This is a genomic window from Anaerococcus urinomassiliensis, assembly GCF_900128425.1.
Taxonomy (GTDB): domain Bacteria; phylum Bacillota; class Clostridia; order Tissierellales; family Peptoniphilaceae; genus Anaerococcus; species Anaerococcus urinomassiliensis.
In genome coordinates this window covers 409121-432049 of sequence record NZ_LT635782.1, presented here as the reverse complement: position 1 = coordinate 432049, position 22929 = coordinate 409121, and the positions used below count along the sequence as shown (strand labels likewise).

20 protein-coding genes are annotated in these 22929 nt (G+C 33.3%); 5 read left to right on the top strand and 15 right to left on the bottom strand.

The features are described 5' to 3' along the window. Positions 1–2: 2 nt before the first annotated feature. Entirely contained in the window at positions 3–2765 is a 2763-nt protein-coding gene (gene secA / locus BQ7474_RS03095) for a preprotein translocase subunit SecA (protein WP_073997561.1), read from the bottom strand. A 294-nt stretch (positions 2766–3059) separates the two neighbouring features. Continuing rightward, positions 3060–3617, bottom strand: a complete 558-nt coding sequence (gene hpf, locus BQ7474_RS03090) for a ribosome hibernation-promoting factor, HPF/YfiA family (protein ID WP_073997560.1) — start codon at positions 3615–3617, stop codon at positions 3060–3062. Between the two features lie 113 nt (positions 3618–3730). Between hpf and BQ7474_RS03085 the strand changes: the two genes are divergently transcribed. From BQ7474_RS03085 to BQ7474_RS03075, 3 genes are read left to right on the top strand one after another with little or no spacing between them, the layout of a single operon-like run. After that, positions 3731–5644: an alpha/beta hydrolase family protein gene (locus BQ7474_RS03085; protein ID WP_073997559.1), complete on the top strand. Its 1914-nt coding sequence runs from the start codon at positions 3731–3733 to the stop codon at positions 5642–5644. Further along, the gene (locus BQ7474_RS03080) at positions 5644–7188 is read left to right on the top strand and encodes a 5-formyltetrahydrofolate cyclo-ligase (RefSeq protein WP_073997558.1); all 1545 of its coding nucleotides are present in this window, start codon (positions 5644–5646) and stop codon (positions 7186–7188) included. The genes BQ7474_RS03085 and BQ7474_RS03080 overlap by 1 nt, the downstream gene beginning before the upstream one ends. Positions 7189–7202: 14 nt before the next feature. Then, a complete protein-coding gene (locus BQ7474_RS03075; protein WP_073997557.1) occupies positions 7203–8069 on the top strand; it encodes a DUF4300 family protein in 867 nt (288 codons plus the stop codon). A gap of 20 nt (positions 8070–8089) precedes the next feature. On the opposite strand, the gene BQ7474_RS03070 is transcribed toward BQ7474_RS03075, so the two are convergent. Further along, positions 8090–9280 carry an ATP-grasp domain-containing protein gene (locus BQ7474_RS03070; protein ID WP_073997556.1) on the bottom strand — a complete coding sequence of 397 codons (1191 nt, stop codon included), beginning with the start codon at positions 9278–9280 and terminating at the stop codon, positions 8090–8092. Between the two features lie 98 nt (positions 9281–9378). Then, the gene (locus BQ7474_RS03065; protein WP_073997555.1) at positions 9379–9912 is read right to left on the bottom strand and encodes a hypothetical protein; all 534 of its coding nucleotides are present in this window, start codon (positions 9910–9912) and stop codon (positions 9379–9381) included. A gap of 165 nt (positions 9913–10077) precedes the next feature. Between BQ7474_RS03065 and BQ7474_RS03060 the strand changes: the two genes are divergently transcribed. Then, positions 10078–11940, top strand: coding sequence for an acyltransferase family protein (locus BQ7474_RS03060; protein ID WP_073997554.1), 1863 nt, complete (start codon positions 10078–10080; stop codon positions 11938–11940). A 29-nt stretch (positions 11941–11969) separates the two neighbouring features. After that, on the top strand, positions 11970–12194 hold the full coding sequence (locus BQ7474_RS03055) for a hypothetical protein (RefSeq protein ID WP_073997553.1): 225 nt from the start codon (positions 11970–11972) through the stop codon (positions 12192–12194). Between the two features lie 62 nt (positions 12195–12256). Here the strand turns inward: BQ7474_RS03055 and serS are convergent, their stop codons facing one another. The 11 genes from serS to BQ7474_RS03000 form a co-directional block, all read right to left on the bottom strand. Beyond that, on the bottom strand, positions 12257–13546 hold the full coding sequence (serS, locus tag BQ7474_RS03050) for a serine--tRNA ligase (RefSeq protein ID WP_073997552.1): 1290 nt from the start codon (positions 13544–13546) through the stop codon (positions 12257–12259). Between the two features lie 234 nt (positions 13547–13780). Continuing rightward, a complete protein-coding gene (locus BQ7474_RS03045; RefSeq protein ID WP_073997551.1) occupies positions 13781–14737 on the bottom strand; it encodes a DUF4349 domain-containing protein in 957 nt (318 codons plus the stop codon). Between the two features lie 11 nt (positions 14738–14748). Beyond that, complete coding sequence (locus BQ7474_RS03040; RefSeq protein WP_073997550.1) at positions 14749–15213, bottom strand: DUF1003 domain-containing protein; 465 nt, start codon at positions 15211–15213, stop codon at positions 14749–14751. A gap of 64 nt (positions 15214–15277) precedes the next feature. Further along, positions 15278–15943 (bottom strand): NAD(P)H-hydrate epimerase, encoded by a 666-nt coding sequence (locus BQ7474_RS03035; RefSeq protein WP_073997549.1) that lies wholly within the window; start codon positions 15941–15943, stop codon positions 15278–15280. 9 nt (positions 15944–15952) lie between these two features. After that, positions 15953–16915, bottom strand: coding sequence for an ATP-binding protein (locus BQ7474_RS03030; protein ID WP_073997548.1), 963 nt, complete (start codon positions 16913–16915; stop codon positions 15953–15955). Beyond that, entirely contained in the window at positions 16899–17657 is a 759-nt protein-coding gene (locus BQ7474_RS03025; protein ID WP_235821465.1) for a DnaD domain-containing protein, read from the bottom strand. Before BQ7474_RS03025 ends, BQ7474_RS03030 begins: the two co-directional genes overlap by 17 nt. Beyond that, the gene (locus BQ7474_RS03020; protein WP_073997546.1) at positions 17641–18219 is read right to left on the bottom strand and encodes a GNAT family N-acetyltransferase; all 579 of its coding nucleotides are present in this window, start codon (positions 18217–18219) and stop codon (positions 17641–17643) included. The genes BQ7474_RS03025 and BQ7474_RS03020 overlap by 17 nt, the downstream gene beginning before the upstream one ends. Continuing rightward, complete coding sequence (gene dnaB, locus BQ7474_RS03015; protein ID WP_073997545.1) at positions 18209–19543, bottom strand: replicative DNA helicase; 1335 nt, start codon at positions 19541–19543, stop codon at positions 18209–18211. Before dnaB ends, BQ7474_RS03020 begins: the two co-directional genes overlap by 11 nt. Beyond that, positions 19543–19992: a 50S ribosomal protein L9 gene (rplI, locus tag BQ7474_RS03010; RefSeq protein ID WP_073997544.1), complete on the bottom strand. Its 450-nt coding sequence runs from the start codon at positions 19990–19992 to the stop codon at positions 19543–19545. Before rplI ends, dnaB begins: the two co-directional genes overlap by 1 nt. Further along, entirely contained in the window at positions 19970–21976 is a 2007-nt protein-coding gene (locus BQ7474_RS03005; protein WP_073997543.1) for a DHH family phosphoesterase, read from the bottom strand. The genes rplI and BQ7474_RS03005 overlap by 23 nt, the downstream gene beginning before the upstream one ends. Continuing rightward, positions 21963–22868 (bottom strand): DUF2232 domain-containing protein, encoded by a 906-nt coding sequence (locus BQ7474_RS03000; protein WP_073997542.1) that lies wholly within the window; start codon positions 22866–22868, stop codon positions 21963–21965. Before BQ7474_RS03000 ends, BQ7474_RS03005 begins: the two co-directional genes overlap by 14 nt. Positions 22869–22929 lie beyond the last annotated feature (61 nt).

Genomic DNA, 22929 nt, shown 5'->3' with positions numbered 1-22929 from the left:
TATTATTTCTTAACCTTAGATTTTTTAGCTATACGTTCTAGTTTTCTACGTTCTGCCCTGTTTAGGTTAGAAAGTTGGTCATCTTCATCTGAAAGTTCATTAGCTGATAGAACTTCAACATCACTTGAGCCATCATCTGATGGTTGCTCTTCCTTGTCTGGAACTAGAACTTGTTTTCTTTGGATATTTTGTCTGATTTCAACATTCATCATATATCTTACAGTTTCTTCTTGGATAGATCTTGTCATCTCTTCATACATATCGAAACCTTCGTTTGTATATGCACGTACTGGATCTTCGTTACCCATTGCACGAACACCGATTTCTTTTCTCATTTGATCCATGGCATCGATGTGATCCATCCATTTTTGATCGATTACACGAAGCATGATTACTCTTTCTACTTCTCTCATGTTTGAAGATCCAAATTGTGATTCTTTGTCTTCGTATTTTGCAAGAGTTGCTTCTGTAATATAGTCAATCAAATCTTGTTGGCTGTAGTTGTTGATGTTTTCAAAATGTAGTTGGGTTACTGGTATACCAAGGCTGTTTAGATAGTTAAGTAGAGCTACCATTTCCCAGTTTTCTGGTTTTACTTCTTGGTTTGTAAATGTATAAACTGCATCTGCTATAACATTTTTGATCATAGCGATGATGGTTTCTTTCATGTCATGACCATAAAGTACATCTTTACGTTCGTTGTAGATGATGGTTCTTTGCTTGTTCATAACATCGTCGTATTGCAATACTCTTTTACGAGTAGCAAAGTTATTTGCTTCTACTCTGGTTTGAGCCTTTTCAATAGACCTTGTAACCATTTTTGAAACTATTGGCTCATCTTCGTCAAAGTTTGCACTTTCAATGAATTTGGCAACTTGTTCGCCACCATTTAGCCTGATTAGGTCATCTTCAAGAGATATAAAGAATCTTGATTGTCCTGGGTCTCCTTGACGACCAGAACGACCACGTAGCTGGTTATCTATACGGCGTGATTCGTGACGTTCTGAACCTATGATGTATAGGCCACCAACTTCTTTTACTTTTTCGGCTTCTTCTTTTACTTTAGGTCTTATGATGTCTTTTTCGTGTCTGTATTTCTTGCGAGCTTCTAAGACTTCTTGGTCGTTGGTTTCTGCAAAGCTATCTACTTGTTCTAGTAGTTCTTCGCTCATACCATCTCTTTTTAGTTTTTGCTTAGCCATATCATCGACATTACCACCAAGCATAATATCTGTACCACGACCTGCCATGTTGGTTGCTATTGTTACTGCACCAAAACGACCAGCTTCAGCTACGATAGCTGCTTCTCTTTCGTGATTTTTAGCATTAAGTACTGTGTGTTTGATACCTGCTCTCTTTAGAGCTTCTGATAACCTCTCACTTGCTTCAATTGATATAGTACCTATAAGGATAGGTTGTCCTGTTGGGTGGACTCTGTTGATTTCTTCGATGATTGCTCTGTATTTTCCATTTTCGTTGATATAAACATGGTCAACGTCATCTTGTCTTGCTATTGGTTTATTAGTTGGGATTTCTACAACGTCAAGGTTATAGATTTCGTCAAACTCTTCTTCTTCAGTCTTTGCAGTACCAGTCATACCTGATAACTTATCGTACATTCTAAAGTAGTTTTGGAAAGTGATTGTAGCAAGAGTCTTACTTTCTGCTTTTACTTCTACACCTTCTTTAGCTTCTATAGCTTGGTGAAGACCATCTGAGAAACGACGGCCTTGCATTATACGACCTGTAAATTCATCTACAATTTCAACTTCGCCATGGTTTACAACATAGTCGATATCTCTATGCATAGTAGTATTAGCCTTAAGGGCGTTGTTGATGTAGTGAGATAGTTCTAGGTTTTCACTGTCAGATAAGTTTTCTATACCAAAATATTGCTCAGCTTTAGCTGTACCTTTTTCTGTAAGGTTAGAAGATTTTCTCTTTTCATCAACTATAAAGTCAACGTCTTCAACCTTAAACTCCCTATCAAATGGATCGATTTCTGCATCTTCATTTGGATCTAGGATTCTGCCTTCTAGGGTTAATATAAATTCGTTAGCTTTTTTGTAAGTATCAGTTGATTCATCACCTTGGCCTGAAATAATAAGTGGTGTACGAGCCTCATCAATAAGGATTGAGTCAACCTCATCGACTATAGCATAGTTTAGGCCACGTTGTACCATATCTTCCTTGTAGATAACCATGTTATCTCTTAGGTAGTCGAAACCAAATTGGTTGTTGGTACCATAGGTAATGTCAGCTGCGTAGTTTTCTTGTCTTTCAGAGTTGGTTAGACCATAGATTATGCATCCAACAGTCATACCAAGGAAAGTATAGATTTTTCCCATCCACTCTTGGTCACGCTTTGCTAGGTAGTCGTTAACAGTTACTATGTGTACACCCTTACCTGAAAGGGCATTTAAGTATGCAGGACAAGTTTCAACAAGGGTCTTACCTTCACCTGTCTTCATCTCTGCTATCTGACCATTGTGCAAAACAATACCACCAAGTAATTGAACTGGGTAATGTTTCATATTAAGAACTCTGTCACTTGCTTCACGTACAACTGCAAAAGCTTCTGGAAGCAAATCATCTAGAGTTTCTCCATCTTTTAATCTTTGTCTAAATTCTTCTGTTTTGTTTCTTAATTCTTCGTCACTAAGACTTTGCATTTTTTCATCTAGGGCAAGAATTTTGTCAACAATTTTCATATTGTTGTCTATTTCTTTTTGACTAAATGACTTAAATAGGTTAAATATTGCCAAATTATTCACTCTCCAATTTTCTAATCATCTTAGGCTCATGGCTTTAGCTATTAACCATGAGGGTAAAAATAATCAAATTATTTCACTAATATATTAAATGAAAACTTTTATTTTGTAAAGTTACGAGATAATAGACTAGCTTATCTTCTTATTCATATAAAAAACGCAGTAGAACTTAAGCCACTTAAGAGACTGCGTAATCTATAATTATATAAGTAATTACTGTTTACTATCATACCTATAAATAAGTTTTTTTCAATTAAAAAAGAGCGGATATACCGCCCCCTTGTGAATTTATCTTTGGGTTGGAATTATCACTCCATAACCACCATTTTTTCTACGATATACTATACATAGATTCATATCTTGATCATCTTGGTAAACATAAAAATCGTGGTTAAGTAATTCCATTTGCATTGCTGCTTCTTGGTCACTCATTGGCTTCATCTTTACTTCCTTTTCACGAACAATCTTGATTTCATCATCGTCATAAGAATCATCGATATTGTATTCGCTGTCAAAAGATTCGTTGAAGCTTTCAAACTTGATTGAGCCTGAGTTCCTGTGCTTTAATAATCTAGTCTTGTGTTTCCTAATCTGGCGAACGAGAGCATCCATGGTTCTATCGATAGCATTTTGATAGGACTCTTCCATATTTTCTGCTCTGAGTATAGTACCTCCATCAAGAATTATGGTAGATTCTACCTTATAGTCATTGCCTTCTTCGGAAATCTTGACATCCATAGTTTGTTGGTCGTCAAAATATTTGTTAAGTCGATCGAATTTCTTTTCTACTTCATCTTTGATGTCTTGGGTGATGTTTATGTTTTTTCCCACTAAGTTTATTTTCATATTCTCTCTCCTTATGCTTTTTATATTATTACCCAAAAATGTTAAAAACAAAACTATATCATTCCAAAGATTTGGAAAATACTGTATAATTAAAATAATATGATGGAGGTATTATGAGTAAAACTAAGATTAAAGATATACTAGGATACGATTTTTTGCGTGGACTAGAAATATCAAGTGACAAAAGTAAGCTTGCTTACACAAAGACAAAGGCAAATTATGATCAAAACAAATATGAGAATGACATCTGGGTATATGATGCAAAAGAAAATATAACTTACCCTGTGACAAATACAAAAGAAAGTTCTATTTTTACTTTTGACCAAGACTCAAACCTAATCTACAAGGCTAAAAGTCTCGATGATAAAGATATTTTCAATAAAGTTAGCGATCATGGAGTTGGAGAGGAATATTTTGCAATAGAAAAAAATGTTTCTCATATAGAATGGCTAAAAGATGACCTTTACCTAATCAAGGCTAGTGATAAAAAATCTAAAGAAGAAAAAGATAAAGATAAGGAAGATAATTATTACAAAGAAGTAATTGATTTGCCATTCTGGCTAAATGGTGCTGGATATCTTAAACATGAGAAAAGTTCCTATTATTTCTACGATGCCATAGATAAGAAGCTATCAAAAATCATAGATTCTGATTTTGACCACGATATTAGTTTTTTAAACATTAATGAAGATAACACAAAAATCGTCTATGCTAAGGGCAATTATGATAAGGCAAGGGTGATGGATTTGCGTGAATCCTTGTATCTTTACGATATAGAAAAGAAAGAATCAAAACTTCTAATAGATGCAAACTTCTCTTTCTACTATGCCAACTTTATAGAAGATAAGATTATCTTTGTAGCAACTGATATGAAAAAAGGCGGAATAAACGAAGATGCCTTTATCTATATCTGTGAATTTGACGGTTCATATGAAAAAATAACCGACGATAAATTTGATATGGCCTTTGGCAATAGCATAGGTACTGATGCAAGATATGATGGAGCTAAGACCTTTGCAATAGCCAATAACCGACTATATTTTGTTGTAACAGAAAAAGAAGACAGCAAACTTTATTCTATAGATAAAACCGGTGATGTTAAGCTAGAAATTGGCTCAAGAGTGGAAGACTTTGCTATAAAGGACGATGCTTTATACTACTTTGCTATGGATAAGGATAGCCTATACGAACTTTACAAAAAAGATTCTGACAAGGTATTAATTGAAAATAAAATCACTACAAAGCTAGGAAATATAGAAACATTTGAATTTAAGTCAAATGGAGATACGCTAACAGGCTATGTGCTCCTTCCTACAAAGTTTGATAAGGACAAGAAATATCCTACAATACTTTCTATCCACGGTGGGCCAAAGACAGAGTTTTCTGATATCTTCCACCACGAACACCAAGTTTTTGCCAATGATGGATACATTGTAATATATACAAATCCACATGGTTCATCTGGAAATGGCGTGGCTTATAGCGATATTAGGGGCCTATATGGGGCTAAGGACTATGAGGATTTGATGAGATTTACTGATCTAGCTATAGAAAAGTACCCACAAATAGATGAGAAACGTATGGGAGTTTATGGTGGTTCTTATGGTGGATTTATGACAAATTGGATTATAGGTCACACTGATAGATTTGCTGCAGCATGTGCTCAAAGATCTATATCAAACTGGATTAGTTTCTACGGTGTATCTGACATAGGCTACTACTTTGCCAACGACCAAACAGGAGCAAAGGATCCATGGGAAGATCTAGATAAGATGTGGGACCAATCTCCACTAAAATATGCTGATAAGGTAAAAACTCCTACCCTATTCATCCACTCTGATGAGGACTATCGCTGCCCACTAGAGCAAGGTCTACAAATGTATACAAAGATTAAACTAAATGGTGTAGATACAAAAATGTATATATTCCATGGTGAAAATCATGAACTATCAAGGTCTGGTAAACCAAAGCCAAGGCTAAAGAGACTTAAAGAAATTAAAAAATGGTTTGATGGATATTTGAAATAATGAAGATAGAGACAAAGGTAAAATTTAAAAAGACCATAAGCAATATGATTTATAGGTTCAAGCACCATGAGGTAACCAATAACTCAGCTGCTTTATCCTTTTACTTCTTACAAGCATCTATACCACTATCAATGGTGCTTGTATCAGTAGTTTCTAGGATTTTGGAAAATAATGTTGATGCTATTTATTCACTCTTAGAATTTTTGCCATCAACTTCAAAAGATATGGTAAAATGGGTCATTGACACTATGTTTGTCAATACTAGTTCAACATCGGTTACTGTTATTACCGTGCTTTTTGCCCTTTGGTCTGCCACCAAGGGCATGAATAACCTAATCACATCTATAAATAAAGCCTATGGTCTTGAGGGTGAAAATAAGTATATCAAACAGAGACTTTTTTCACTCCTTTATACAATAATGTTTATAGTTTTTATACTGTTTATTTTGGTTTCACAGATTTATGGACCTAGTATTTTGACTTTTATAAATAACAACATACTAACACGTATATCTGACAAAGCCTTTGGGGGCTTGTTTGATAGTATATTACAGGCCCTCTCATCTCCTCTATTTAGGTTGACTTTGACATTAGTACCCATACTAATAATTGCTCTAGCCTTTGGAGTATTTTATAGGTTTGCACCAAATAATAAGAATGATAGAGTTCCATTTAAAAATGCATTTTATGGAGGATTGTTTGCAATCATAACTATTTATATTGCAACTTTCTTGTACTCTTTCTTCTTGAACAATTTTTCCAAGCAATCTGTAGTATATGGTGCCTTGGCTGGTATATTGGCCCTATTTATTTGGCTTAACTTAGTATCCACCATACTTATCCTTGGTGCTGAATTAATTGACTCTACTAAGGAAAATTTCGCAATAGCTTCTGATAAGGAGATTAGAGAATTTAAAAATAATAACAAGTCTTTCAAAGAAAGCCTACAAACAACTATCGAGGAATCTATGATTAAAAAAGAAGAAAACAACGAAATAATAGATAAGAGAACATTGAGAAAGCAATTTAGAGAGTTAAGATACCATATGGACCCAGCTAAGAAAAGTATGGTAGACTATGCAATTTTTACAAAATTTCTAAATTCAGATTTGTTTAATGAAGCAAAAAGTATATTTATTTATGTTTCTGTGGCTGATGAAGTAGATACCTTTGAGATTATAAAACACTCACTAGAAATGGGCAAAGCTTTATATGTGCCATATATCACCGATAGAGATGAGGGTCTTATGATTCCTATAAGAATCTATGATTTGGACAATCTAATCCCAGGGGAGTTTGATATACCGACATCATATACTATGGAAACTATAGCAAATCCTGACCTAACTATTGTTCCTGGCCTAGGTTTTGACAAAAGCAAAAACCGTATGGGCTATGGTGGTGGTTACTACGACAGGTATCTAAACAAGGCAGAAACAAGATCAGTAGGATTATTTGCAAGCGAATTTGAGGTAGAAGAAATTCCAACAGATGAATTTGACCACAAGCTTGATTATATCATTACAGAAAAAGAAATCTTTTAAAAGTATGACTAATTATGAAAAAAATATTAATATTAATTCTTTCAATACTTTGTTTATCTTCTTGTAGTGAAAATAAAGAGATGCCTAAAAACGATGGCTCCAAGCTTGTGTACAATAATCTCCTTACAAAAAAATCTAGAGATGATCTAAAAAGTATTATTAAAATGTCTGACCTGGATCATAAGAAAACTGACAGATTTTTTAAGCAAGTAGAATTCTTTAATTCAAGAGTTAAAAGTGATTTATTAGTAAAAGAAGATTATGTAAGAGCTGACAAGGTAAAAGATTATGACGTATATGCAATACAAGATCAATTGTATAAGTTGGATCCTAATTTTACAGGTATCAATTGTAGGATTACAACTTTTGGCTTAGTTTCTGACAAAATTGAAGTTAAAAATAAAGCAAATCCAAACATGTCTGTAGTAGAAATCGATAATACAAGCTTTAACAATCCTCCTGTCGATACTCTAGATAAGGATGAAATTGAAAAGTTTAATAAGTTCTACTCTGCCATTCCTACTGAAAACAAAAACGATGTTAACTATCAGGTAAATAAAATTGTAAATTTTTGGAAGGAAAGCGGAATCAAATTTCATAAAAATGATATCTATGAAGTCATATCAGTATTTGAATTTTCAAATATAGATGAAAATAAGAACGAACTTTTTGTCGGACACACAGGTCTATTGTTTAAACTTAATGATGGCAGATTGATGCTTGTAGAAAAACTAGCCTTTACCGCTCCTTACCAAGTTGTAATCTTTGATGACGAAAATAATTTATACGATTATCTTATGGATCTTTATGATTATTCCAATGATGATTACCCAATAAAGCCTATTATTTTTAGAGATGAAAAAGTGTTTGTAAAAAATTAACTCCCCTGCCGGGGAGTTTTTTAAATTTCCTTGTATACAAAAGTTTCTTTGCCTAGTTTATCCAAGTATTTTTCTATTTTTTTACGTCTTTTCCTATTCCAATCTTTATCGTAGACTAGAGGATTGATACAATTGTCAAATCGTACTGGATTAGTAAATTCTTCTTTCAAATCATCTGCCATATTTTCTAGAGTCTGATCAAGGTCTAGGTTATAATAAGCAAATGGCACATTACCTAAAACTTCCATAGGATTATCAAAAATCAAATCTTCTATTGCTATCTTTGATAGATTAACCCCATTTTGGGTCGCATAATAGTGGCAACGACCTTGGCGAAGGTTAATTTCAAATGCATAAATTTTTCCAGTATTTATATCCCTTTTGAAATCAATATTAAAAAGTCCATAAACTCCAAGACTTTCTACTATTTTTCTTGCATAATCATATAAGATATCCTGGTCAGTATCAATTTTTGCTACAAAGTTGCCAACCCAGTCTGGTCTTTTGTCAAGCATGACATTCTTACAGGCTGACATAGAGAAAGTAGATTTTGACCTATAGCCATCGATACTAAATTCGCTTCCGTCTCCTCCAGCTACAAATTCTTGGACCAGCATATTCTTATCATATCCATTAGAAAAAATATTTTCCAAGATTTTTATAGTCTGCTCTTTTGATTTGGAATGGTAGCCTTTTTGCCAGCCATCAAAATCAAGTTTTTTATAAAACACATCATCATCTGCTTTTATGAAGACATTTTCTGGAAAATCTAGGTCTTTATAATTTCCCTCATTTGCCAAAATTGTTTGTGGGACCAGGTCAAGATGGGCTATTTTTTGGTTAAATTCATCTTTGGTCTTTATAGAATTTATAACATCTATGTTTGCATATGGTAGTTTTGGATTAAAATCTAGTAAATCTAAATTAGTAATTAAGAAATTTCTCATATAATCATCTGGACAAAATATGATAAAATCATTAGATGAATCTTTGTAATCATAGTAAATTTTATTTAAAAGATTAGAGAATACTTCCCTATCTTTTGAGAAATTTTTCTTTTTATAAAATGTAATTATCTCAGAGTCTATACAAGGTAAAAATATAGCAGATGTTGCAACAACTGACTTTATGCCATAAGCTTCGTGGATTTCCCTTGCTATAGAATATGTATTTAGGTCTGATCCTAGTATTATTGGTAAAAATTTTTTCATTCTTTTCTCCTTTATAAGAGTCTTTAGCAAATATTATATTATAGATTTATGCAAAGTAAAAGGCGCAAGCTTTCTTACGCCTAATTTAATTAGTTATTTTAAAATTCTATTCCAAAATCATGGCCTTCTTGACCATCGATATTATATGATATATCTATGCCCTTTAGGTTACTTTTATCTTTAATTATGTAATAATCTTTATTGTAGATTGTCCCCTCTTCATCATCCCAAGTGGAGTACTGACTAACATTAGTAACTTCATTGTCATTATTATCAATTAATTTAACTCTTACATAATTTTCTGATCCATCACTTGCTTGTGTGCTTATAGAAGTTTTTTCATCTCTACTATCCACTATCCTATATTCAATTCTAAAAACCTTATCGTCATTTTCTTTAATATATTCTTTTAGATTGCTTCTTTCATTTTGATCGAGTTTATCTTTATCCACAATGTCATATGATATAATTTCTAACTTTACATCATCTACTATATTTAAACTATAGGTCGCTGGCTCCATAGAATTATCAACTTCACTAACTTTCTCTTCTCCTGCGTTTTGGATGTTTGAACATCCTGTAAAAAGTAGTATCGAAAATATTAATAGTAATTTCCTCATTTTTATAAGCACACTTCCTCCTAAAAAAAATGTTTTTTAATATTATATTATAATTTTTCTACCAGTTCAATATTACAAATAATTTCCAAACATCATAAAATTTTGTAAATTGTAACCATTCCTTAATTTTAATTTAATAGTATATTTGATATAATGATTAAGTTCACGAGGTGGATTATGGAAAGAAAAGTAAAAACAAAAAAAGAATATTATTTATTAACAGCTCTACGTGCACTAGGTTTTGTTGGAGTCAGCCTATTTCATAGGTTTTCTCACATATTTCCTGGGGGCTATCTAGCTGTAATAATTTTCCTACTCCTATCAGGATTTTTAACTATGATGGGAGCGGATAATAAAAAAAATATAGATTTTAAAAAATCTTTGTCTATTTTTATTAATAAATACATAAAGATTTTGGGCCCAGTATTATTTATTATGGCAATAGTTATGGGATTTTCTTTGGCCTTTGCTAGAGAAGTTTTTGATGATTCCATCAAGTCTGTTATTCCTGTTGCCCTAAACTTTGAAAATATACAAAAAATCCTTATAAATGAAGATTATTTCAATCAACTTGGTAATTTTAATATCTTTAACCATTTATGGTATGTATCTATGTACATGCAATTTATTGCTATATTTATGGTAATTGATGGATTTACAAAAAAACTTAATGATAATGTAAAACTTATAATTCATTTGCTAATCACAATTGTTAGTTTTATCCTAATGATAAGTTTAGGAAAAAATAATAGTGATATTACTAGAATCTACAATGGAATTGATACTAGGATATCGGCATTTGCTTTTGGCGTATCCTTATATCTATTGAACAAAAATTACTTATCAAGGATTAAATACAGTGAATCTTTTCTAAAGGTTTCTGCATTAGTTCTAGGATTATTAAGTGTCATACCATTCTTCTTTGTAGATGGTAAAGAGATTTCTTCATATAAGTTTATCTTTATAGCTTATACACTAATTATTGGCCTTTTGACCCTGGTGTTATTTAATTATGAAAGGACCTACTATAGGACAAGGAAGAATAAGTTCCAGATAGTTTCTTATATTGGCGATAGATCATATTATCTATACTTATGGCAATATGTAGTGCAGATACTTTCTGTGTATTTCTTACATGGAATGAATAATGTTCTTGTAGTCATTATAGAAATTCTTGCCATATTTATATTATCTGAGCTAACATATATTATATTTAAGAATAAGAAAATAAATCTTAGCTTGATTATGATATCAATACTTGCTCTTATTGGCCTAAGAATTACTTCAGCAAAAATTGGCAATGCCAAGGAAAAAGAAATAGCAGAGCTTAGAAAAGAGATAACTGCCAATGAAGAATTGATCAAGAAAAGAAATGAAGAGGCCAGAAAAAATAAGCAGAAAAAAGCAAGCAATAAAAAAGAAGAGAAAAATCTCACGAAATCTATAGCTAATGTCGATACAAAGACAATAGATACTCAAGAGAAAAAATATAATCAAGATTTTGAAGAAAAGGCTTACGATGATTTCGAATTTACAGAAAATGAACTAGATTATTTGTCCAAGATTTCTATTACTTCTATCGGTGATTCTGTAATCATCAATGCTGATTCTTATATCAGAAAGTATATACCAAACTTCTACCTTGATGGTGAGGTTGGTCGTGATATGGTTAGTGGCCCAGAAATCCTATCAGCAATCAAGGAAAATGTTGGACTTGCCGATATAGTTGTGATTTCCCTTGGATCAAATGGTTCTGCTAACCATAATGATATGGATAAGATAATGGAAATTGCGGATGGCCGTGATGTTTATTTTGTAAATACTTCCCACACCCAATCATATATGGACTATGTAAATAATTCTATCAAGGAATACTGCGATAGCCACGATAAGGCTCATATGGTTGACTGGAGAAACTACATTAAAGATAAGCCTGATTATCTAGCAGCTGATAGGACTCATCCAAACATTCCTGGATCAGATGCCTTTGCCAAACTTATTATGAGAAAGATTTTAAATGTAAATAAGATAGCTCCATAGATGGGTATATGCACTATAGGAGGGTAAAGGTGAAAAGAAATAAAATTTGTCCAAAGTGTGGATCAAATAAGATAATAATTGTTCCTGGTAAAAAAATCCCAGCTGAATCTGGAAGGTCAATAATGATAGGCCAGTCAGCTCTATCATCAGCATCATTTGATAGATATGTGTGTAGCGAATGTGGATATTCTGAAGAATATTTTGATAAAGATAACATAGATAAGTTGATTAATAAGTTCGGAATCAATAATTAAAAAATCAAACTGACCCCGTTAGTTTTTAAGCTAGCGGGGTCAATTTATTTGCAAAGGTTGGTCTATTTTGCCTTAGGTTCGATTTTTTCTTTGCCACCCATGTACATTCTAAGTGGTTCAGGTATTTTCACGCTACCATCTTCTTGTAGTAGGTTTTCAAGGAAGGCTATAAGCATTCTTGGTGGTGCTACTACGGTATTGTTTAGTGTGTGGGCAAAGTATGTTCCATTTTCTCCACGAAGTCTAATACCAAGACGTCTTGCTTGGGCATCTCCAAGGTTAGAGCAGGATCCTACTTCAAAGTATTTTCCTTGGCGTGGGCTCCATGCTTCTACGTCACAAGATTTGACCTTAAGATCAGCTAGGTCTCCTGAGCAGCATTCTAGGGTTCTTACTGGTATTTCTAGACTTCTGAAGAAATCTACTGTATTATTCCATAGTTCGTTGTAAAATTCTTTTGAATCTTCTGGTTTACAGATGATTACCATCTCTTGCTTTTCGAATTGGTGAATACGGTAAACTCCACGTTCTTCTATACCGTGTGCTCCAACTTCTTTTCTAAAGCATGGTGAATAGGATGTCATCTTAAGTGGCATAGTATCTTCTTCGTTGATAGTATTGATAAATTTACCAATCATAGAGTGTTCACTTGTTCCTATTAAGTATAAGTCCTCACCCTCGATTTTGTACATCATGTTTTCCATCTCTTCAAAGCTCATAACACCAGTTACAACTTCTGAACGAATCATAAATGGTGGAATGTAGTAAGTATATCCACGGTCAATCATGAAGTCACGAGCATAAGAAATTATTGCAGAGTGAAGTCTTGCTATGTCACCTTTTAGGTAATAGAATCCTGCACCAGAAGTTTCGCGAGATGCATCTAAATCTATACCATCAAATGATTCCATAATATCTACGTGGTATGGAACTTCATAGTCTGGCACTATAGGTTCTCCGTATCTCTCATTTTCCACATTTTCGCTGTCATCTTTGCCTATTGGAACAGTTTCATCGATGATTTGTGGGATTTTTTGCATACGAACTTTGACTTCTTCTGCCAAGTTTCTAGTTTCTTCTTCTATATGACTTAGTCTATCGTTGATTTCTCCAACATGAGCTTTAGCTTCTTCTGCTTCATCTTTTTTGCCTTGGCCCATTAGTGCGCCAATTTGTTTAGAAACCTTATTTCTTTCTGCTCTAAGATTATCTCCCTCGGTCTTTGCAGCTCTAGCCTTTTCGTCTAGGTCTAGGACCTCATCTACTAAAACTAACTTCTCATCTTGGAACTTCTTTTTGATATTTTCTTTTACCATTTCTGGGTTTTCTCTTAATAGCTTAATATCTATCATTTTTACTCCTTTTTTGGCAAATAAAAAAGACCTCATCCTACATGGGACGAAGGTCTCGTGGTGCCACCCAATTTATAACTTAATTAATAAAAAGCATAAAGGTAGATTCACTAGCTTCCGCTAAAGATTTGCACCAACCATCTTCTCTCTACAAACTTCCCCTAGTTACTATGTCTTATCGTAGCTATATTTAGTTAAGTATAGTATACATTGAAATCAATATTTTATCAACACCTAGTCTAGTTTTTCATCACTAATCTCTTTTGATTCTTTGCTAAAGGTCTTAGCTTTGTTGATTTTTGCAAGTTTTTTCTTTTTCCAATATTTCACAAACATAATAATCACTATTACTATTAACAGTAGTGGCCATAGGGTTACTAGAGCTATCATTAGATCTTGGAAGAAATTTATAAAAATATGAATGGAATCGCCAAAGGCTTGAGAAATTCTTCCTGCAAAATCCGGTGATCTATTGGCTACATTGCTATAATTATATACTTCTCTTAGGTAAAGATTGTAGGTATCGTAGTATACCCTACTATCCATATCTGAAATAGCTGCTTTTATCTGATCAATTTCAGCTTGGACATCTAGAATTCTTGCTTGAATAGCCATTACATCTTCAAGATTTTCTGCCTTTTCTAGAAGTTCATTAAGCTTATCAAGCTCGGTCTCTTTGGATTTGAGCCTAATGCTAGTATCAGTATAAGATTTTGTAAAATCGTTGATGTGATTGCTAGATGATAGAATTTTGCCATGGCCTTCAAGTTCATCTCTAAATTCATCTGATTTGTCATTTGGAATTTTTATTGTAGAATTTAGAATTCTTATACTATCATCAGATTCATTGGGAAATTCACGGTCAATGGTAGATGATTCAAAAAATCCACCATACTTACCAACTAAATTTTCAATACTTTGGTAATCCTTGTCAAAGTCAGTAGTTTCAACTGTATAATCATAAAACCTTTCTATCTTACGGTCAGTATTTGTCAAATCCAAACTTTGGCCATCATCGATAGTTTCTTCTTCTGCTATATCTTCAGTTTTCATACTTTCAGATGCAATTTCACCAGGATTATAATTTGCACTATCATTTTTTACACTAGCCTCATTAAAATTGCCTGCTCCACAGGCTACTAGAGCGAATGTTAAAATGATAGTAATTAAAATATTTTTTTGCTTTTTCATAAGCTTACCTCCTACGATTCTTCCCCAAGTTTGTTTTCGATATTAGTTAGTTTTTTGTGAATATCCCTAATAATAATTTCATTTTTTAGATTAACTATAAAATCATCTTCTGCCCTCTGTCTATCCTTTTTCTCTTGCCTATTTTGGCTCATCATTATTAGTGGTGCTTGGATAGCTGCAATGCATGACAAAACAAGATTTAACAGTATAAATGGATACGGGTCAAAGGCTTTATCTCCCATTTTATTATTAATTAGCATCCATATAGCAAGTAAAGACACAAATATGATTATAAAAGTCCAAGAACCTGCAAATTTTGCTATTTTATCTGCAGCCCTATCTCCAAAAGAATAATCATCTTTTTGCTTTATTTTCCTATTACTGAGCTGTTTTAAAATAAGGTCCAAATCTTCTTTATCCTCTATAATATCTTTTTGTAAAATCTCTTTTAAAATTTTTTCTTCTTCATATCCCATAATTAGTCACCCTCTTAGATTATCATTTTATTATATAGTATTTACCCCAAAAAAATAGAGAGCCTCAGCTCTCTTTTAAAATATGATCTATTGCCTTTTGTGGTATGCCTATATCTTCTACTATGCACTTTTCTCTATATCTGCTGCGGTCATATATGCCTTTTTTCATAAGCTGCATAGAGACTATTAGGTCGCTATCTACTACCTCTCCCCAGGAATCTCCAGAAGTTGAATCCAATCCACTTGGTATATCTATGGAAATAATATATTTCATAGAACGATTTATCATAGCGATTACGAAGGCATAGGTTCCTGAAATAGTTCGATCAAGGCCTGTGCCAAATATTCCCTCTATGATAGTAGAAACATTCTTGATATTTTCTTCCATATTTTCCAAATCTTGTATTGTATCTACAAAAAATATTCGATCTGTAAGCTTAGAGCAAGCATCATAATTTGCCCTAAACTCATAGCTTGACTTATCCAAACTTCCTATAATATAAATATCAACATAATAATCTCTGGCCATGAGATTCCTTGCACAGGCAAGGCCATCTGCACCGTTATTGCCTATGCCAACAATTACGGCAAAGCTTCGCCTTTGATTCAAATTGATGTTTTTTATAATAGAAAGGCCTGCTCGCTCAACCAAGGCCAAAGCAGGTATTTTCAGTTCATTGATTGCGTAAGTATCTATGGCCTGCATAGTTTCTTTGTCTACTACAAGCATATTAATCTCCTACATATCTTTTAGTCTTAAATCTTTTCCAAATATCTCGTATACTTGACTATTACCCACAATTCTAGAAAATATTCTAGGTCCGTATGTTTCAGATAACATACTCTCATCAAAGTTTGTAGAAAACAGTATTGGTTTTTGTGATATCATCCTAGTATTAACAACATCAAAAAGATTGGCAGAATCATTTTTTGACGGATATTCACTACCCAAATCGTCTATAATTAGCAAGTCACAATCCAAGATAAAATCATACTTCTCTTGGTGCTTATATCTTTGTTCCTCAAAAGCCCAGTTATAGTCATTTAAAAACTTAAAAAGGGATGATGATGTCATATAAAGGACAGAGTAATTTCTATCTAAAAGTTCTTTGGCTACAGAATTTAGCAAGAATGTTTTTCCCCTACCAACATCGCCAAATATATAAATATTTGTAGATTCCTTGGAGAAATTATTTATATATTTCATCAAACTGTTTTTTACAAGCCTGATATTTTCTCTAGGGGTTAGAGGGTAGTTTCCATAGGGATTGTCATCAAAAAGCATATCATCAAAGTTTGAGAAATTTTCTTTTTCTATAAGTTTTTTAATATTTGATAGATTATAATTCTCATCTATTATAATCTGCTTTCTACAAGAACACATTTCGTTGCCTACAAATCCCGTGTCTTTGCAAAGGTCGTGGTGGTATTTTAAGTCCATATAATCTTTGGAAAATCCATTTTCTAGCAATAGTTTTTCTTTTAAATCTCTAAGTTTTTTTAACTTTGCCTCTAAATTGCTAGTTTCTCCACCAGATAAGGTCTGATTTATAATGGTAAATCCCAATTCCTTGATGTTTTTTTCAAGGGAAGCCATAGTTGGAATATTTTTGTAGACTTCATCTATTCGATTTTGCCTATTTATTTCATTTTCTTGCCTACGTTTAGCCAGTATTTCACTAGCCTTATTGGATGTTTTCATTAGATTTTCCCTGTTCTATCATTTTTTCAAAGCGTTTTTTTCTAGCTTCTTCGGCGTATGATTTATAATCATCTCCACTTGAAATTTTTCTATTATTTTTCTTATATTGTCTTGGAGATTTTTTTCTTACAAGTTTTTGACGTTCTTGGTGGATTTTAAGGTCATTGACCGATAATATATTTTGATCTCTCCATGTTTTTATAAAACCCATCACATACTTTACATCGACATTATTTAGCTCTTTGGCTTGGCGAAAAGCTTCTGTGATAAGCTCTGGATCGCTATTATATTCTTCAATAGTTTCATGTATCCTTGTTATATCTGCTGGAGTTAGGGCTCTACCAATGATGTTTTCTACATTGTTAAACATTATTTGCTTGCGGCTAGATTTGTCAAAGCTAGCTTCATTGACCTCATCATATGTTTTTTTATTGTCACCATAGATCATTTGCCTAAAAGAAACAATTTCTATGTACTCTCTGCCATTGATGTCCAATTTCTTGCGGAAGGCTCCCATATTTATCCAATAATCTATAGCATTTTTGATATCTTCGTCAGAATATTTTAGAATTTTTTTAATCTTATCAATATCTACAGAGCCCTCGTTATACATGTCCTTATATACCAAGAGATAAAACTTGAGATTCTCGCCATCCACCATACCTAGATAGGTATTTAAAAACATATTTTCAATAGGTGTGGTTCCCAAATCAACTTTCAAATTTTCAACTGTGAAGTTCATAATAATCATCCTTTGTAAGTTTCATCTTTAGTATCTTAGAATATATCAAATTTCCGTGCATTTCAAAATATCTATCATCAAATTCTATGTCTTGATTTTCAAAGAGCTCGCTATCAAAGCCTGTTTCCTTAAAACCAAGCTTCTGGTAAAGACTTAAGGCTCTTTGGTTAAATAGATTAACTTCAAGAAGCATTGTTTTGAATTTCAAATCATTGAAATAATAGTCAAGTAAGCAAAGCATTGCATCATAACCATAGCCAAGGGATACGTAATTCGCATCAAATACTATGCCCAAAAGTGCCTTTTTTGTAAGGGGATTGTAGTTTTTTAGACCGACAAAGCCAATAAATCTATCATCTTCATATCTTTTTACTGCAAAATACTTTTTCCTTGGTGTACAAATAGAATTGTACCAAAAGTTTATTTCAAAATCTGAAAGATTGCCATAGTTATAGCCAGAAAGCCTAGGATCTTCGTAGTCAGCCCAATTATTAAGTTCGTAGGCTGTAGGTCTTGTCATTCTCTCAAGGTAGACTCTTTTTTTCTCACTATTAGTAGGCATTTTCTTCTCTGTATGATAGATCTCTAAATGTAGTACATGGTTTGTTAAAGAATAGGTCTATAGTTCCAGTAGATCCATTCCTGTGTTTTGCAACAATTACCTTGGCTATATTTGGATTATCTTCCTCATCGTAGTAGTCTTCCCTATATAGAAGCATTACTACATCGGCATCTTGCTCTATCGCTCCTGATTCTCTCAAATCTGATAGGATTGGCTTGTGATCAGCCCTCTTATCAGCTTCACGAGAAAGTTGGGCTAGAGATAGGATAGGACAATTTAACTCTTTTGATAAAGATTTTAGCCCTCTAGATATGGATGCTATTTCGTTTTGCCTATTTTCTTTGTTGGAGTCTGCACTCATCAATTGTAGATAGTCTATAACTACAAGGTCTAGACCACTTTCAGCTTTGAGTCTTTTTAGTTTTGATCTCATCTCAGAAAGGGAAATAGCTGGAGTTTCATCTACATAGAGGTCCTTATCGACAATCTCTCTAACCGACCTAAATAGTAGTTCCCATTCGTCATCCTTTATCCTACCATTCATAACTTGCCCTAGGTCAATCATAGATACCATTGATATGAGCCTGTAGTTTAGTTGAAGTGTAGACATTTCTAGGGAAAAAAAGGCTACTGACTTGCCCTCTTTGGCTGCATTCCATGCCATAGTAAGTCCAAGGGCTGTCTTACCCATGGCTGGTCTTGCTGCAAGTAGGATAAGTTGAGATGGTTGAAGGCCTGATAGTTTCATATCTATGGAAGATAGTCCTGTTGGTACTCCAGTTATATCTCCGTCGTTTAGAGATAATTCGTTGATTATCTGTATTGTCTCATCTAGGGTATCTCCAACTTTAGTTAGACCATCGTTTAGCTTATCTTGAGATATGTCAAATATTTTGCTTTCAGCTACTTCCAATATTGTAGAAACATCGTCACTTTGCCTGTAGCTTAGCTCCATTATATCGTTACTTGCCCCTATTAGACTTCTTAGCAGCGCCTTTTCTTTGACCGTCTTTGCGTATGTATCAATATTTGGAGTATAAAATGAGGAGAGGGTAATCTCAGCGATAAACTCCTCCCCTCCAACTTCTTGTAATATATTTTCATTCCTCAACTGGGATAATAAGCTCACTTCGTCTACCTTGATATCTTTTTCAAACATGGTGACTATGGACTTATATATCCTTTGGGTCCTGGAATCATAAAAGTCTACAGGTTTTATTATTTGATTTGCTCTATCGAAAGTTTCATTTTTCTTAAGTATACTTCCGATAATAGCCTTCTCTGCTAAGAAGTCATATGGAAGAGGCCTATTTGCCTCAGTCATTAAGCTTCCTCAGCAACTACTTCTACTTTAAGATCAGCATTTACTTCTGGGTATAGTCTTACATTTAGATTAAATTCGCCAGTTCCTTCAATCTTTTCAAGGCCTTCGATTCTCTTTCTGTCAACTTCGATACCATTTTCAGCTAGAGCTTCTGCTATATCTTTGTTTGTGATAGAACCAAATAGTTTGCCATCTTCACCAACGTTTACTTTTTGTGTAAGTGTTAGTGCTTCGATTTTTTCTTTTAGTTCTTCTGCTTCTTTTCTGTTTTGTGCTTCTTCTTCTTTTAATTTAGCTTGCATTTCTTCAAGTTCAGCCATATTCTTTTTGTTAGCTTCAACCGCAAGTCCTTGTGGGTTAAGGTAGTTTCTAAAATATCCTGGTTTTACATCTACAAGGTCTCCCTTAACGCCTACTCTTACGATATTATCTGTTAATATTACTTTCATCTTCTTCTTCCTCTCTTAAATATTCAATTATTGCTTTTCTTAGCAATTCTTCAGCATTTTCCATGCTCATGTCAAGCTGGGTTGCAGCCGCTGTTAGATGGCCTCCCCCTCCGATGCGCTCTAATATTAATTGTACACTTATATCGCCCAAGCTTCTACCAGAGATGTGAATTTTATTGTGAGATCTGGTTAGTACAAAGCTTGCCTTTACACCCTTTATAGTCAAAAGGTCATCTGCTGCTTGACTTGCTATAAGTGTTGATCCATCAATATCTCTATTGAAATGGCCAATAGCAATCATATCATTTACTATACTCGAATCAGCTATAACTTCCGACTTATATTTAACAATTTCAAAATCATCTTTGAACATTCGCTTGATATAAACTGAATCGGCACCCCAACGTTTCAGTATACTTGCCGCCTCAAAAGTACGAACTCCTGTTTGATAAACAAAGTTTTTGGTATCAACTGTAATACCTGCTAAAAGCGACTCGGCTATTTGGGTTCTTGCTTTAAAATTCTCATCCAAATAATTTAGGATTTCTGTAACAAGCTCAGATGCACTTGATGCATAAGGTTCTATATATGATATTGTCGATTTCTTAATATAATCATTGCCACGTCTGTGGTGGTCTATTATAACAATTTGATCAGCCTTATCTATTATACTTGGTGCTTCTGTAGAGTTCTTCCTGTGATTGTCTACAACTACTACAAGCGATGACGGTCTTAATATATTAAGCGCTTCTTCTTCAGTCAATATATTATCCCTAAGTTCTTCTAGATTTGAAGTTGTAGATGAGTACATATTTTCAATTTGTCTAGGAACTTCGTTTAGGATAATATATGGCTTTTTCTTTAAAAACCTTACTCCCTCGTATACACCAAGAGCCGCTCCAAAAGAGTCCATGTCTGGGTTATTGTGTCCCATAATAAATACTTCTGATGATGCAAGGATCATTCTCTTTAACGCACCGGATATTACTCTGGACTTAACCTTTGAGGTTTTTTCTGTAGCCTTACTCTTACCACCAAAGTACTCGTAATTGTCTTTTACTTTTACTACTGCCTGGTCTCCACCACGTGATAGGGCTATATCAATGGCAACTCTGGAATCATCGTAGATTTCATTTGGTGATGATCCAGAAATGCCAGCTCCTATTGATAGTGTTGGATTAATAGTATTGCCCAAGGATATTTCCCTAATATCATCTAGAATAGAGAATTTAGAATCATATATATCTTGGTAGTCTTGATACTCCATGACAACCATAAATCTATCATTTTCATATTTTCTAACTACACCATGATGGGAATTGAAATATTGGGTAATAGTTCTATCTATAGTGCCCAAAACCTGTGGTCTATTGATGGCATCAGTGGAGTTTCTCAAATCTTCATAATTGTCCAAAAACACTGTGAAAAATACAAGTCTCTTATCTTTAAAGAGCTGTTTTATGGATTCATCATAAGTATTATCGATTCCATATAAAAAAGTCTCTCTAGTATCAAGCTCATCATTTTTTACACTTGAAATATGAAATTGTATAACCCTGCCATCAATCTCAGTTGTAAATGGTACAGTTAAATCTCTTTGTTCAAAATCGACTTCAGCTAAGCTAGGCAAAATATCATCTATAGGATTACCAATGAGCTCTTCTTCTGGAAATAAATTCCTAAAATCTGTGTTGTGCCATTTTATATTATCCTCAGCGTCTAAAACCACAATTGGAAAAGGCATTTCAAAAACCAAATTTTTTGTTATGCTATCAAAACTTGATTCAACCTCGTCAACATAACGTTGTAACATCTTTTCATTAGAGTCACTTAAATTGCTTAGATAAAAATACAAGGCCAAGCACAGTATAAGTCCTATAAGAGCTAAAATCTTATTATAGAAAAATATGACTACACACAGGGCCACTGGCAAAGCCAAGGCATAAAATATTTTTTCTTTTTCATTTGGTCTAAATTTGTCCATAAGACCTCCTAGATTTGTTTCTTATATCCATAAATATATCAGCAAAGCCTATTATTACAAAAAATACGGCAAATATATAGAAGAATACTATTACAAAGAACCACTGCAATCCTCTAGACAATAAGGATTTTCTCATACTTAGCATATAATCATATACTCCCATACCATTAAATAATAAAATACTAAGGCAAATCCATATTAGATTTGTTCTTATATATATATCCTTTACGCCCAAAAATCTTGCAATGAAGTAAAGAATAATAGAAGCAATTATTATAGTAGAAAAATCCTTTTTATCCAGTCTTATATCTCTTAAAGCTACCATATCCTTGCCAATTTTCTTATAGGCTAGGTAATTTCTTATAATCCTAAGACTAATTGCACTATATATTAAGGATAGGCTTGCAATCATAGCTGGATATAGGGCAAAAACTGATTCTATGTACTCTAATTTTAAATCATAGGTGGTGTTAAGCTTAAGCTCTTCATATAAGTCATTTGCCAATGTTTTTATATCCAAACCAGCATTTACCATGGCAAGCTTATAGACTATTATAAGGATAAGGCTTATTATAAGAAAGCTAATCAAAATCTTATACTTATCACTTATAGTAGACCTAGTCATTGCTATAAAAAGTAGACTTATCAAAAATATCGGAACAAGATCAAAGGCTATAACATCAGGACTGATAAACATAAAAGCAATTAAGATTGCCATTAGCAAAGATATGCCAAATTCTTTAAAACCCTTTGTAAGGTAAACTAGGGCTAAAAGTATAGGACAAGTTGCAAAAAGCAAAACATTGCCACCAGTCACCAATAATAAAACTGTTATGATTGCTCCAATAGAAAGATAATCAACAATTTTATTTATATTTTTACTAATTTCCATAAAATTCCTTTCACTTAATTCTAGCATAAAGAGCCATTATAAACAATCCAAGAAAATTATG